This window comes from Sutcliffiella rhizosphaerae, assembly GCF_917563925.1.
Taxonomy (GTDB): domain Bacteria; phylum Bacillota; class Bacilli; order Bacillales; family Bacillaceae_I; genus Sutcliffiella_A; species Sutcliffiella_A rhizosphaerae.
Genome location: NZ_CAKJTJ010000015.1, coordinates 1 through 14,408, shown reverse-complemented (window position 1 = coordinate 14,408; position 14,408 = coordinate 1). Strand labels below are relative to the sequence as shown.

16 protein-coding genes are annotated in these 14,408 nt (G+C 39.2%); 15 read left to right on the top strand and 1 reads right to left on the bottom strand.

All coding sequences use genetic code 11. The annotated features are described in order from the left end of the window. The first annotated feature begins 26 nt into the window (after positions 1-26). The 11 genes from paaA (at position 27) to paaX (ending at position 9,368) form a co-directional block, all read left to right on the top strand. Positions 27-938: a 1,2-phenylacetyl-CoA epoxidase subunit PaaA gene (gene paaA / locus LRP81_RS13610; RefSeq protein WP_399207746.1), complete on the top strand. Its 912-nt coding sequence runs from the start codon at positions 27-29 to the stop codon at positions 936-938. A 14-nt stretch (positions 939-952) separates the two neighbouring features. Further along, positions 953-1,300 carry a 1,2-phenylacetyl-CoA epoxidase subunit PaaB gene (gene paaB / locus LRP81_RS13605; RefSeq protein WP_230501967.1) on the top strand — a complete coding sequence of 116 codons (348 nt, stop codon included), beginning with the start codon at positions 953-955 and terminating at the stop codon, positions 1,298-1,300. After that, the gene (gene paaC / locus LRP81_RS13600) at positions 1,297-2,118 is read left to right on the top strand and encodes a 1,2-phenylacetyl-CoA epoxidase subunit PaaC (RefSeq protein ID WP_230501965.1); all 822 of its coding nucleotides are present in this window, start codon (positions 1,297-1,299) and stop codon (positions 2,116-2,118) included. Before paaB ends, paaC begins: the two co-directional genes overlap by 4 nt. Before the next feature lie 19 nt (positions 2,119-2,137). After that, the gene (paaD, locus tag LRP81_RS13595) at positions 2,138-2,623 is read left to right on the top strand and encodes a 1,2-phenylacetyl-CoA epoxidase subunit PaaD (protein ID WP_230501963.1); all 486 of its coding nucleotides are present in this window, start codon (positions 2,138-2,140) and stop codon (positions 2,621-2,623) included. Positions 2,624-2,804: 181 nt separating this feature from the next. Continuing rightward, entirely contained in the window at positions 2,805-3,113 is a 309-nt protein-coding gene (locus LRP81_RS13590; RefSeq protein ID WP_230501961.1) for an EthD family reductase, read from the top strand. Continuing rightward, positions 3,106-3,885 (top strand): enoyl-CoA hydratase/isomerase family protein, encoded by a 780-nt coding sequence (locus LRP81_RS13585; RefSeq protein ID WP_230501959.1) that lies wholly within the window; start codon positions 3,106-3,108, stop codon positions 3,883-3,885. Before LRP81_RS13590 ends, LRP81_RS13585 begins: the two co-directional genes overlap by 8 nt. Before the next feature lie 12 nt (positions 3,886-3,897). Further along, positions 3,898-4,671: an enoyl-CoA hydratase-related protein gene (locus tag LRP81_RS13580; RefSeq protein WP_230501957.1), complete on the top strand. Its 774-nt coding sequence runs from the start codon at positions 3,898-3,900 to the stop codon at positions 4,669-4,671. Positions 4,672-4,692: 21 nt separating this feature from the next. Then, positions 4,693-6,210 (top strand): aldehyde dehydrogenase family protein, encoded by a 1,518-nt coding sequence (locus LRP81_RS13575; RefSeq protein ID WP_230501955.1) that lies wholly within the window; start codon positions 4,693-4,695, stop codon positions 6,208-6,210. Positions 6,211-6,284: 74 nt separating this feature from the next. Then, positions 6,285-7,139: a 3-hydroxyacyl-CoA dehydrogenase gene (locus tag LRP81_RS13570; RefSeq protein ID WP_230501953.1), complete on the top strand. Its 855-nt coding sequence runs from the start codon at positions 6,285-6,287 to the stop codon at positions 7,137-7,139. Between the two features lie 13 nt (positions 7,140-7,152). After that, on the top strand, positions 7,153-8,361 hold the full coding sequence (locus LRP81_RS13565; protein WP_230501952.1) for an acetyl-CoA C-acyltransferase: 1,209 nt from the start codon (positions 7,153-7,155) through the stop codon (positions 8,359-8,361). A 131-nt stretch (positions 8,362-8,492) separates the two neighbouring features. Beyond that, positions 8,493-9,368, top strand: coding sequence for a phenylacetic acid degradation operon negative regulatory protein PaaX (gene paaX / locus LRP81_RS13560; RefSeq protein ID WP_230501950.1), 876 nt, complete (start codon positions 8,493-8,495; stop codon positions 9,366-9,368). Between the two features lie 169 nt (positions 9,369-9,537). On the opposite strand, the gene LRP81_RS13555 is transcribed toward paaX, so the two are convergent. Continuing rightward, complete coding sequence (locus LRP81_RS13555; protein ID WP_230501948.1) at positions 9,538-10,053, bottom strand: gamma carbonic anhydrase family protein; 516 nt, start codon at positions 10,051-10,053, stop codon at positions 9,538-9,540. A gap of 77 nt (positions 10,054-10,130) precedes the next feature. Between LRP81_RS13555 and LRP81_RS13550 the strand changes: the two genes are divergently transcribed. The 4 genes from LRP81_RS13550 (at position 10,131) to LRP81_RS13535 (ending at position 14,273) form a co-directional block, all read left to right on the top strand. Then, a complete protein-coding gene (locus LRP81_RS13550) occupies positions 10,131-11,081 on the top strand; it encodes an NAD(P)H-dependent flavin oxidoreductase (protein ID WP_230501945.1) in 951 nt (316 codons plus the stop codon). A gap of 375 nt (positions 11,082-11,456) precedes the next feature. Next, complete coding sequence (locus LRP81_RS13545) at positions 11,457-12,455, top strand: ABC transporter substrate-binding protein (RefSeq protein WP_230501943.1); 999 nt, start codon at positions 11,457-11,459, stop codon at positions 12,453-12,455. 23 nt (positions 12,456-12,478) lie between these two features. Next, positions 12,479-13,501, top strand: a complete 1,023-nt coding sequence (locus LRP81_RS13540) for an ABC transporter permease (RefSeq protein ID WP_230501941.1) — start codon at positions 12,479-12,481, stop codon at positions 13,499-13,501. Beyond that, positions 13,479-14,273 (top strand): ABC transporter ATP-binding protein, encoded by a 795-nt coding sequence (locus LRP81_RS13535; protein ID WP_230501939.1) that lies wholly within the window; start codon positions 13,479-13,481, stop codon positions 14,271-14,273. The genes LRP81_RS13540 and LRP81_RS13535 overlap by 23 nt, the downstream gene beginning before the upstream one ends. Positions 14,274-14,408 lie beyond the last annotated feature (135 nt).

The window sequence follows — 14,408 nt, the reverse complement described above, 5'->3', positions numbered from 1 at the left end:
CAGAAGAAGAAAAGTATGTGCATTTTATGCAGCGTATCGAATCTGGGGAAAAGATTGAAGCTGATGATTGGATGCCAGAAGAATATAGGAAGACGCTAATAAAATTGATATCCATGCATGCTATAAGTGAAATAATGGGAGCGCTTCCAGAAAAAGAATGGGTTCCTAAAGCACCAACATTAAAACGCAAGCTTGGTATTATGGCAAAAGTACAGGATGAAATGGGCCATGGTCAGCTTTTACTTCGTGTAGCTGAAGATTTAATGACACCTTATGGAAAATCCAGAGAAGAAATTATGCAGGATTTGTTTTCAGGAGACTTGAAGTTTCATAATGTTTTTCATATGGAGGCACCGACTTGGGGGGATGCGGGGCTGATAGGCTGGCTGGTAGACGGAGCAGCAATCATTTCACAAACCAATATGTTAGATGCTTCCTATGGACCTTATGCAAGAGCATTAAAACGAATATGTGCAGAGGAAGTTTTCCATGCACAGCATGGAGAAGCAATTATAATGGCACTTGCGGAAGGAACGAAAGAACAGCAAGAGATGATCCAAGATTCTATTAACCGTTGGTGGGAAGCATTATTAATGTTCTTTGGACCAGCAGATGCATCAACTACCGGCACCTCTAAACAGGATATTACCATGAAATATAAAATAAGGACGAAAAACAATGAGGAATTACGGCAAGACTTTTTTACAAAGTACATTCCACGTGTCCTGTCTCTTGGGTTGACTGTTCCAGATGAAACGATGCATTTTGATGAAGGGCAACAAAAATGGATCTATAAGCAACCAAACTGGAGCAATTTTAAAGAAATAATAAAGAATAACGGACCAAAATCTAAAGATCGATTGCGTCTGAGAATAATCGCACACGAAAATAATGCATGGGTTCGCGAAGCACTAAGCTCCGAAACAAACGCAGGATAGAAGGGGGAGCTTACATGAGTACTAAAGGATTTTATAAGGAGTTTGAAGTGTTCAGTAAACGAACACACACTTCACCGCTGCAATATCAGTTCAGTCTGCTCGCTCCCAATAAAGAAATTGCACTGATAATGGCGCAGGAAAATTTTATGCGTCGTGAACCAGTTGTGGATATTTGGGTAGTTGAGCGATCTCATATTAGGAGAATGACACAGGAAGAAAAGGAATCCTTGCACAGAATTGATAATAAAGACTACCGCACTACAAAAGGCTATGGATATTTAAAGAAAAAATGGCGTCAATATGAACAAGGAATGCTTGATGAACAGGAAATCATGTCGTGGGGAGGGAAGAAACAGGAATGAACATCACATCGGTGGAGGAAGCAAAAAGAGATTCCGCGTATTACGAAGCATTGACACAGCTTTTATATCAACTTGCAGACGATGATTTCATCATTGCCTACAGAGGTTCTGAATGGTTGGGATTAGCTCCACATATAGAAGAAGATGTTGCTTTTTCATCCATCAATCAGGACACCATGGGTCATGCTGCCATGTATTATCAGCTATTAGAAGAACTTGGGGAAGGAAAGTTGGACTATCTTGCCCATGGAAGAAAAGTAGAAGAACGGGTAAATGCTATACTGCTTGAAAAAGTAAATGGTACTGGAACCTATTTAACAGAGCCGAAATACGATTGGGCTTTTACCGTCGTCCGGCATTACTTTTACACACAGTATAAGAAGATAAAAACAGAATCACTTAAAAATTCATCTTATGAGCCTTTAAAACATGTGGCATATAAAGTGAACATGGAGCTTTACTATCATTTACTGCATTGGCGAACTTGGTTTCATCAATTATGCACAGCAAATGGAGATGCGAAGACTAGGATGAAGGCAGCTATTAGTATTGTATTGGAAGACTTTGGCGGGGTTGTCCATTTAGGTCCTGCTCAAAAGGAAATGACATCGTTCCAATTAATTGATTCTGAGAAGATACTTCGTGAACGTTTCCTTTTAGAGATGAAGCAGATGTTTGAAAAAGCTGATCTGAATTTTACCATGAATATGGAAATGAAGCGAGGTAACGGAAGATTAGGTGAGCATACAAGTGATCTGGATGATGCCTTAAAGACATTAAGTGAGGTCTATAACAGCAACCCTGCAGCGATATGGTAGAACAAAAGGATGATGTGTGATGCAGAAAGTAGAAATCTTAATATGGGATTCTTTACACAAAGTGAAAGATCCTGAAATAGACACAGTCAGCATTGTTGATTTAGGGATGGTAGAAGATGTACAAATCATGGATGATACATTGATAGTAAAGATGCTTCCCACCTTTATGGGGTGCCCTGCCTTGGATATTATTAAAAAAAATGTAGAGACGGAAATTAATCTCTTAAAAATCTTTAACAATATAGCAGTTCAATTCATCTATCATCCACCTTGGACATCTGATAGAGTTACCGAGCAAGGAAGAGAGAACTTAAAGAAATTTGGTATTGCTCCTCCTCCTCAACTTGATGAAGGTGGGGAATGGCATGTGGACTGCCCTTATTGCGATTCCACTTATACGACATTGGAAAATTTATTCGGTCCGACAGCATGCCGAAGCATTCTGTACTGTAAAGGATGCAAAAACCCTTTTGAAGCAATGAAACCTGTCTCAACGTTAATGTAATAGATTTTGAGAATGTTAGAGGTGGTTTTCGCAAACTTTGATCCGCTATTGCTGCTATTAGTTTAAAGTAAGATTCTAGTTTTTAAGTAACATGCAAGTAAAAGTGTCCAGAACCCTTCATTCTAAGAGATAAGAGATATTCTTCAAAAAATGCATACATAAAAAAGGAGAGAGTGAAAAAATGGTAAAATTAATCGCGCTTTACAAACACCCTGAAAACAAAGAAGCTTTTGATCAGCATTATTTTGATATCCATGCACCAATTACTGCTAAGATTCCTGGCCTACGTAAAATGGATGTGACAAAAGTGGTTGGAAGCCCAATGGGTGGAGAAGGCAAGTATTATTTAATGTGCGAAATGTATTATGACAATCATGATGCTTTAAAGCAGGCAATGAAAACAGACGAAGCAAAAGCTTCTGGAAAGGATCTTATGAGCTTTGCTGGTAATTTAGTAACATTAATGATCGGTGAAGAAGTGAATGAGTAAGGAGTATACATTTATTGAAGTATCCAATCAAGCTTCCATTGGAATCATTAAGCTTAACCGCCCGAACGTGTTAAATGCAATAAATCGTCCTATGGTTACAGAAATCGTAAAGGCGACAGAAGCATTCGACCGTGATGATTCCGTGAAAGTGATAATACTTGCAGGGAATGGACGTGCATTTGCAGCAGGTGCTGATATTGATGAGATGGCAGAAGCCGGAGCCATTGAAATGGAACTTTTAAATCAATTCACAGAATGGGACCGCCTAGCATGGGTGAAGAAACCAATCATTGGTGCTGTTCAAGGATTTGCGCTTGGTGGAGGATTTGAACTTGCTCTTTGTTGTGACGTGCTTTTCGCTGCCCATGATACAGAGTTTGGATTTCCGGAAGTTGGTCTTGGAGTAATGCCTGGTGCTGGGGGAACGCAACGTCTGACAAAGCTAATGGGAAAATCTAAGGCAATGGAATGGTTGTTGACTGGAGATAGGATGAGTGCCCAGGAAGCATTACATCACGGAGTCATTAACCGAATTATAGCAAAAGAGCTATTGTTAGAGGAAACATTAAAATTCGCCCACAAAATCGCGCAACAACCATCCCTTTCGCTGCGATTAATAAAAGAATCTGTTTATAAAGCAGTGGACTATTCCATTTATGAAGGAATGCAATATGAAAGGAAGAACTTTTATCTTCTTTTTGCTTCTCACGATCAAAAAGAAGGAATGCGTGCCTTCCGGGAAAAACGCAAACCTAATTTTAAAGGTGAATAGGGAGGTGGACAAATGTTCGAAACAATCAAGTATGAAACAAAGAACCACGTAGCATGGATTATTTTAAACCGACCAGAAAAATTGAATGCGTTTACAGAAAAAATGAACATGGAGATAACCAATTCTCTGAAGCATGCAAGCATGGATAATGACGTAAGAGCAATTGTGATTACTGGAGAAGGAAGAGCGTTTTCAGCAGGGCAGGACCTAGCCGAAGTGGATGAAAACATGGATCATGGTGAGGTTCTACGATCAAGATATAGACCAATGATGAAACAGCTTGCAAAGTGTGAGAAACCAGTAATTGCAGCAGTTAACGGTGTAGCCGCGGGAGCAGGTTTTAGCCTTGCTTTGGCTAGTGACTTCCGGTTGTTTTCTGAAAAAGCTAGCTTTGTTCAGGCATTCATTCATGTTGGGTTGGTTCCTGACTCAGGAAATCTATATTTTCTTCCAAAACTAATAGGAAATGCAAAAGCATTGGAGTTAGCAGTCTTTGGAGAAAAACTAAAGGCAGATAAAGTGAAAGAACTTGGTCTTGCAACCAAGATAATTTCTGAAGAAAATTGGCAGTCTGAAGTTACAAAGTTCGCTGAACAGCTAGCTTCTATGCCGACTAAAGCTATTGGGTTGATTAAGAGGTCCATTCAAGCAAGCTGGAATATGAGCTATGAAGAGTTTCTTGAACAGGAAGCTTACAATCAACGGATTGCAGGGTTATCGGAAGATCATAAAGAAGGTGTCACTGCATTTAGCGAGAAAAGAATGCCTGAATTCCAAGGGAAATAGAATTTTTTAGGAGATGAGAACATGACTACCGTTAAAGAAGAAAAATTAGAGAAACTTGACATGAAACGTGATACTTACCAACTGATTATCAACGGAAGGCGTGTAGAGAGTACCTCAGGTGAAACGTTCACTTCATACAACCCTGCAACTGGTGAAGCCATAGCCACAATCGCTAAAGCAAGCAGAGAAGATGCTGAGAAAGCAATCGAAGCGGCTCGAAATGCATTTGATAAAGGGAAATGGAAGCTTTTTCCGCTCAACAAACGTGCCAGAACATTAAATAAAATTGCTTCAATAATGCGTTCGCGATTTAATGAGCTTGTAGAGCTAGAAATATTAGATACTGGAAAGTCATTGTCTGCTGCGCAAGGGCAGGTAATGCAGGCTATAGAAGACTTTGAGTTTTACGCGGGAGCCATCGTAGGTCATAGAGGGTCCGTAAATAACGTCCCAGGTCAATTCCATAACTATACAGAAAAAGAACCTGTTGGTGTCTGTGCACAAATAATACCTTGGAACTATCCATTAATGATGGCAGCTTGGAAAATAGCACCTGCCATAGCAGTGGGATGTTCAGTTGTTGTAAAACCAGCTACACTTACACCTTTAACAGCTATTTGTTTAGGAGAAATTTGTATAGAAGCAGGTGTGCCAGAAGGTGTTGTTAACATTATCCCTGGTGCTGGGTCTGAGGTGGGGAACCATCTTGTAGAGCATCCAAAGGTAGATAAAGTAGCATTTACAGGTTCAACTCCAATTGGTAAGGATATTATGGAAAAAGCATCACAAAGCTTAAAGCGAGTTACTTTGGAGCTTGGTGGTAAATCTCCGAATCTAGTTTTCGAAGATGCTGATATAGAGGCCGCTGTAGATGGTTCTCTTTTCGGTATTTTCTATAATACAGGTCAATCCTGCGAAGCTAGGTCTCGTTTGTATGTGCACGAGAGTATCTATGATGTGTTCATGGAGAAGTTTGTAGAAAAAGCGAAAAAACTACAACTCGGTGATCCTTTTTCAAAAGAGACACATATAGGAGCTATTATAAATAAAGGACAATTAGAAGTCATTGATGGTTACGTCCAGTCTGCAAAAGAAGACGGAGCAAATATTCTATTGGGAGGAAAAATTGCAAAGGTAGAAGGTTTTGAAGACGGCTTCTGGTATGAACCGACAATCATTTCAGGTGTGACTCATGATATGAAGGCAGTAAAAGAGGAGATTTTCGGACCAGTTGTTGTAGTGATGCCGTTTAGTGATGAGAAGGAAGCAATAAGGCTGGCAAATGATAGTGAGTACGGCTTAGGTTCTGCAATCTGGACAACAAGTCATGCACGTGCAACAAGGGTTGCAAAGCAGATTCAAGCAGGGATAGTTATGGTAAATTGTCCATTTTCTGCATTCCCGGGAACACCATTTGGAGGATATAAGCAGTCTGGATTCGGTAGGGAGCTATGTATTGAAACATTAGATTTATACACTGAAACGAAAAGCGTCATATCCTACTTTGGAAATCGTTCACTAAATCCGTTTGGTGTATAAAGTCATAAGTGTATCTTGAGCAAAGGGGATGCCTCTTTGCTCTTTTACAACGTGTTAAAGGAGGAAACATCCTAATGGAGAGAATTGTAGTTGTTGGCTCTGGAGTAATGGGGCGGGGAATTGCGTATGTTAGCGCACTCGGCGGCTACCATACATTTCTTGTTGATGTAGAAGAAATGCAACTCGGAAGTGCAAGGGAAGAGCTAGAAAAAATACATCTAAAAGGAATGGAAAGGGGAAAGATCACAGAAGAACAGAATAAGTTCTTCAAGCAAAATTTGACCTACTCCACAAGTCTTGAAGATGCTGCATCAAGTGCAAATCTTATTATCGAAGCGGTACCGGAAAACTTGGCGGTTAAGAAGTCTGTTTTTGAAAGAGTAAATAAGGCCGCGCCAGCAAGCTGCTATTTCGCTTCAAATACATCCACAATGAGTCCAACCGAAATCGCAAGCTTCACCGATTGTCCCGATAAGGTAATTGCAATGCATTTCTTTAATCCAGTACATAAAATGAAGCTCGTGGAAATTGTAAGAGGTTTGGAAACAAGTGATGAAACCTCTGAATACATTCGCCTTGTTGCAGAAAAAATGGGAAAGGAGACCGTTATCGTAAATGAATTTCCAGGATTTGTCACTAGTCGAATTAGTGCACTAGTCGGTAACGAAGCTTTTTACATGCTACAAGAAGGAGTTGGAACTCCCGAAGAAATTGATAAGGCAATCAAACTCGGACTGAATTATCCGATGGGACCTTTTGAGCTTGGTGATCTAGTCGGATTAGATACCCGCCTAAACAATTTAAAATATCTTCATGAAAAACTCGGTGAGAAATATCGACCTGCCCCTTTACTTGAAAAATATGTAAAGGCAGGTAGATTAGGCCGTAAAACGGGAAAAGGTGTTTACGATTACGAAACTAACAACTAGAAAGGTGAGGTTAATGAAGGAAGTAGTGATAGTGGATGCATGTCGTACACCAATTGGAAGATACAAAGGTAGCTTGAAAACAGTGCGACCAGATGATCTAGGTGCAATAGTTATCAAAGCATTAATAAGCAGGAATCCTGATGTACCTGTCCAACGAATTGAAGAAGTTGTGTTTGGGAATGCAAATCAAGCAGGGGAAGATAATCGGAATGTAGCAAGAATGAGTGCATTACTTGCAGGTCTTCCAGTAGATGTGGCAGGAACAACGATTAATCGCCTATGTGGATCTGGTCTAGATGCAGTCAATTATGCAGCAAGAGCTATTATGGCAGGGGAAGGGGATATTTTCATTGCAGGTGGTACGGAAAGCATGACAAGAGCCCCATTTGTCATGGCGAAGCCGGAAGTGGATTATCCGCGCGGAAACATAGAATTGATGGATACAACAATTGGCTGGAGGTTTACAAACAAGAATCTTGAAGGTATGTATGGGGCTGATACGATGCCTAAAACAGCGGAGAATGTAGCTGAAGCTTTTTCCATCTCCAGAGACGAACAGGATAGATTTGCATTTGAGAGCCAACAAAAAGCAAAACTAGCTATGGAAAATCATCGTTTTAAGGAAGAATTAGTTCCAGTGTCTATTTTCGACCGTAAAGGCAATGAAACGATTATTGAAGAGGATGAACACCCACGTCCAGACACAACTATGGAAAAGCTTTCAAGATTACGACCGATTTTTGATGGTGGAACGGTAACAGCTGGCAATGCTTCAGGTGTAAATGATGGAGCGTCGGCATTATTACTAATGAGCGCAGAAATCGCAAAAGAGCTAGGTGTCACTCCTCTTGCTAAATATGTTACTTCTGCTGTGTCTGGAATAATGCCTAATATCATGGGGATTGGTCCCATTTCTGCAACCAAAAAAGCAGTCAAACGAGCTGGTATTTCTATTGCAGATATCGAGTTAATCGAGATAAATGAAGCATTTGCATCACAGTCACTAGAGTGTATTCGTCAGCTGGAGCTGGACACTAAAAAAGTGAATGTAAATGGTGGTGCGATAGCATTTGGACATCCTCTTGGTGCAAGTGGCGCAAGAATCCTTACTACACTTGTGCACGAAATGAAAAAGAGAAAAGTAAAATATGGGCTTGCAACTATGTGTGTGGGAGTTGGGCAGGGGATTGCAACCATCGTAGAAGGAATGGAAGAATCATAGGGGGTATCTCTATGATTCTTTGTGGTGCAAATTTTTAACAGTAACTTCACCTTTTCTATAACGCGTTACTCTGATAAAATGAAACTAGTGTAATATAAAGCTCGATAGTTTGAAGGAAGAGGATGTACATAATGAATACAAGATCTATGATATTTACCCTATATGGAGATTATGTCAGGCACTATGGAAATAAAATATGGATTGGAAGCTTAATCAAGTTACTAAATGAATTTGGTCACAATGATCAAGCAGTGAGAGCTGCAATTTCACGGATGAATAAACAAGGATGGGTCCAGGCCGAAAAAAAAGGTAATAAAAGCTATTATTATTTAACAGAGCGTGGAGTAAAGCGTATTGATGAAGCTGCAAAACGTATTTTTAAGTTGAAAACGGAGAGTTGGGATGGAAAATGGCGGATGTTAATGTATTCCATACCAGAAGAGATTAGAACTGTGAGAGACGAACTTCGAAAAGAATTAGTTTGGAGTGGCTTCGGAACGCTCTCTAATAGTTGTTGGATTTCACCCAATGCATTAGAAAAGCAAGTACAAGATCTGATCTCTAAGTATGAGATTAGTGATTATGTCGATTTCTTTATTTCTGACTACCATGGGCCACATGAGAACGAACGCCTTGTATTAAAAAGCTGGGACCTTGATGACATTAACGGAAGGTATCAAGTTTTCATTCAAGAATATAGCCAAAAATACATTATCGATAAGAATAAAATTGGAAAAGGTCAAATGTCAGATGCAGAGTGTTTTGTAGAGAGAACAAAACTTGTACACGAATACCGCAAATTCCTATTTGTCGACCCTGGTTTACCAGAAGAACTTCTGCCTAATAGGTGGCTAGGTAGTCACGCCGCTTCATTATTTAGTGAGTATTATAAAGAGCTTGCGGAGCCGGCTTCCCGCTTTTTTGAGGAAGTTTTTGAAGATGGAAATGAGCTCACATTAAAAGATAAACGCTATGATGTGTTAGATCATCCTTATATGATGGAGTAGTACAATTAAAAAAAAGAACATTTCAGTAAAGAGGGGGAGTGTTCTTTTTCAACAGTTAACATAATATTGTTATAGTTTACAACTTGTGAATATATTAGTTTATTTTGTGTTTTTCCTAAGTCAAAAAACAAAACCGTGCAAAATGCCCGGTTTTGTTTTTGGTGCTTCGTTACTTTTCGAACTCTTTTTGATAATCTTTTCCTTTTTGAACATATGTATCGATGGAAAGTTGGATTAACTCTAAATCTTTATCCGTCAGTTCTCTAATAACTTTTCCTGGAGAACCTACCACAAGAGAGCGAGGTGGTATTTTCTTTCCAGAAGGTATTAATGTATTAGCTCCAATGATAGATTCTTCCCCAATATCAGCTCCGTCCAGTATCGTCGATCCCATACCTATAATACAGCGTTTTCTGACTGTACACCCATGAAGAATGGCAGTATGTCCAACAGTTACCTCATCTTCAATGACAAGTGGAAACCCTTCATATAAATGCGCAGTAACGTTATCTTGAATACTACACCTTTTTCCAACTGTGATAGGGCCTTCGTCTCCACGTAGCACGGCATTAAACCATACAGTTGATTCTTCTTCGATTGTTACATTTCCGATAATTCTAGCACCAGGTGCAACGAATACTGAGTGATCTACCTTGGGTGATATTCCGCCATATGGATATATCATTATCCTCACTCCTATGTAATTATTGTCTAAATATTAAAATTAGTATAACATTATTTTTACGAGGGGTGAAATATTAGATGAATAACTTAAAAGAGATATTAAATATAGAATCGCCGATTATACAAGGAGGAATGGGGAATATCAGTAATGCAACTCTTGCCGCAACAGTTTCAAACGCAGGTGGGCTTGGAACCATAGGGGCAGGAACTATGACACCAGAAGTTGTGGAAAAAATAATTATTGACACTAAAAACAATACAAAAAAGCCATTTGCTATTAATGTGGCTATCTCAGTATCTTCATATACAAAAGAAATCCTAAAATTGATTATTAAACACAAGGTGGCTGTTGCGTCACTGTCGGCTGGGAATCCAACCTCCATCATCCCCAAACTAAAAGAGCATGGAGTAAAGGTAATCTGTGTAGTCGCGTCCCCTAAACAAGCGGTGAAGGCAGAAAGGGCAGGTGCTGATATAATCGTAGCAGAAGGCTATGAAGCGGCTGGTATAAACTCTAACCTAGAAACTACTACCATGACACTGATTCCCCAAGTGGTCAATTCTGTATCCATTCCAGTAGTTGCTGCAGGTGGGATTGGGAGTGGCAAAGGTTTGGCTGCCGCTCTTTCTCTTGGAGCATCAGGAGTGCAAATGGGAACTAGATTGATAGCTACACGAGAAGCTCCTTTTCATGATAACTATAAACAAATGATCATAGAAGCAGATGATAATGGCACCGTCATTGTCGGCAGATCAGTTGGAAGGGTTAGGAGAGTTATGCAAACTCCATATGCTTCCTATCTGTTACAAAAAGAAAAAGATGGAATTGATCTGGATAGCTTTAATAACCTAACAACAGAAGAACAACATATTATTGGTGCAATTAATGGAGAGTTAGAAAAGGGATTTATTAATGGAGGACAGATCTCTGGACTGATTTCAGATATTCCTACTGTGGAAGAATTATTTCAATCAATGTTGCAGGAAGCAAAAGAACAATTACAAAAAGCCACTACGTTATTGGACTAGAAATTAGAAAGGTAAATCTTTTAAGAGATTCAGAGCAATGGTGAATCCAGATAAATACGGACTTTTTTAAACAGTATGAAGAGACCTCATTTAAGAGGTTTTCTTTTTTATGAAAGGAAACAAAAATAAAAAGGTTTTCTATGAGTAAAAGAAAATTTATAGTAAAATAGTATATGTATTTTAAATTTTTAGAATATATTGACACTAATTTACTATAAGTGATAATATAACGGTGAAAATACGAAACTGAAAATATTCATCATAGTTTATAGGTTTTACAAGTGGTTATATTTTATAATCGCTTTTAAAAAATACATTGAACTTGCAAAGAGATACATTTTGATAAGTTCAGTACAATACTAAAGGGGGATTTGTATGAAAAGGTTCAAATTAAGAACTATGCTGGCTTCTGTAGCATGTGTTGCATTACTTGCAGGCTGTAATTCTGAAACGACTGGTGGAAATGATGATGATCAGATTGTCGTTGGAGTCACCCAAATTGTAGAACATCCTTCACTGGATGCCGCTTTTGAGGGATTTAAGAAAGCACTTGAAGAAAACGGTTACAAAGAAGGAGAGAATGTAAAATACGATGTGCAAATTGCACAGGGGGATCCTAATAACAATAAGCCAATCGCTGATAATTTTGTTGCCAATGAAGTCGATTTGATTTTTGCAAACTCCACACCTAGTGCTCAAAGTGCATTGCAGGCTACAAAAGACATTCCGATAGTTTTCACTTCTGTCACAGACCCAGTTGGCGCTGAGTTAGTCAAGTCATTCGATGAGCCAGGTGAAAACATAACTGGTACTTCTGATACACATCCAGATGCTATTACAAGTACCATTAACTTTATTGTGGATCAGATTGGAGCAAAAAATATAGGTGTTTTATACAATGCAGGTGAACAGAATTCAATCGTACAAGTACAAAAGGTAAAAGAGATTGCTGAATCAAAAGGTGCATCTATTGTGGAAGCATCCGTTTCCACTTCAGCTGAAGTACAGCAGGCAGCAGAATCACTCATAGGAAGAGTGGATGCTATTTATATCCCTACAGATAACACAGTGGTATCTGCGTTTCAAACAGTTGTTGGAGTAGCAAATAATGAAAAGATTCCTTTATTTGCTGGAGAGCTCGATTCTATGGAGCTTGGTGCAGTAGCTGCTTCAGGATTCAGCTATTTTGATCTCGGCTATGAAACGGGATTGATGGCAGTCCAAATTTTAAAAGGTGAAAAGAAAGCATCTGAAATTCCAGTAGCATACCCGCAAAATCTAAAGCTGGTTATTAATACCGAAGCGGCAGAGGCGCAAGGGGTGGATGTTCAGGAAGCATGGGCAGATATTGCAGAATTTCATGATGAAAAATAAGTAAATGAGGAGATGATTCGGACGTGATTACAGCTCTTTTTGGTTCAGTCGAATTGGGAATCATCTACGCAATCATGGCCCTGGGGGTATATCTTTCCTTTAGGGTCCTTGATTTTCCTGATCTCACGGTAGATGGTAGTTTTGTTACTGGTGCTGCTGTAGCAGCAACGATGATTGTCAGTGGATATAATCCAGTTGTAGCAACTTTAATTGCAATGGTAGCAGGATTTTTTGCTGGATGTATAACTGGTGTCTTACATACTTTCGGAAAAATTAATGCCCTTTTATCCGGGATATTAATGATGATTGCTCTTTATTCGATAAACCTACGAATAATGGGACGTTCCAATGTTCCATTGTTAAGCAGTAATACTTTCTTTACAGATGTAAGGGAATGGTGGAATGGTTTAGGCATAGATCCATTTCTAAATAAAATATTCTCTTCGATTGGATTAGGAGCCTTTATCCCTCGATCTTGGGGAATTATCATTGTCATGTTGCTCGTGACATTTGCTATAAAGTACTTTACAGACTGGTTCTTGAAAACAGAAATTGGACTGGCAGTACGAGCAACTGGTGATAACAAGCGAATGATTCGAAGTTTATCGGCGAATACAAATGGATTAGTAATTCTTGGCCTAGGCGTTTCTAACGCAATGGTTGCTTTCTCTGGTGCATTGATTGCCCAGCACGGGGGCTATGCGGATGTAGGGATGGGAATTGGGATGATTATTATTGGACTTGCTTCTGTCATTATCGGAGAAGCAATCTTTGGAACAAAAACAATTGCCAGAACTACCTTAGCCGTAATTGGAGGAGCAATTATTTACAGAATCGTTGTTACATTGGCACTTCGTGTTGAGTTTTTAGAAACAGGGGATTTAAAAGCGATTACAGCTACCATCGTAATTCTTGCCCTCATTACTCCAAAACTCATAGATGGATACCGTGAAAGAAAACGAAAAAGACAAAAGATACTGAAGCTCCAATCTCTTGCCGCAACCGGTGGAAAGGGGGACCAACGTGCTACAGTTAACTCAGATTAATAAGGTGTTCAATGAAGGGACGTTAGATGAAAAAAATGCTTTAGATTCTATCCATTTAACACTTGATAAGGGAGATTTTGTAACGATCATTGGCAGTAATGGTGCCGGGAAATCAACGATGATGAATATGATTTCCGGCGTGTTAACCCCTGATACTGGAAAAGTAGAAATTGATGGTCGAAATGTCACCTATATGGCAGAACATAGAAGAGCCAAATACATTGGCAGGGTATTTCAGGATCCTATGGCAGGTACTGCACCGACGATGACAATAGAAGAAAATCTCGCAATGGCGTTTGCTCGTAATAAAAAAAGAACGTTAAAGCTAGGTGTAACAAAGAAAAGAAAATCCTATTTTAAAGAAGTCCTTGAAACACTACATTTAGGACTTGAAAATAGGCTCTCAGCGAAAGTTGGATTACTTTCTGGAGGTGAAAGGCAGGCATTGTCACTGCTAATGGCTACATTCACCGACCCTGATATCCTTCTGTTGGACGAGCATACAGCTGCACTTGACCCTTCAAGAGCTGAATTAATAACTAACATTACAAAAGAAATCGTAGCAGAAAAAAAACTAACCACATTAATGGTGACTCATAATATGCAACAGGCACTTGATCTTGGTAACAGACTGATTATGATGGATAAAGGTCAAATCATATTAGAAGTAGATGAAGAAGAAAAGAAAACTTTAACAATTGAGCGTTTGTTATCAGAATTCCAAAGGATACGCGGTGAAAAGATGACAAGTGACAGAGCGCTATTAAGTTAAAAAGTTAAAGAAGCGGGGCTGGGACAAAAATGTTTTAGCCTAAGACAAAACCGAACTTATTTGAGTGATTGATCAAATATGTTCGGTTTTTTAGTATAAAAATATGCTTTTATTTTTTAGATTACACTAGCGGTT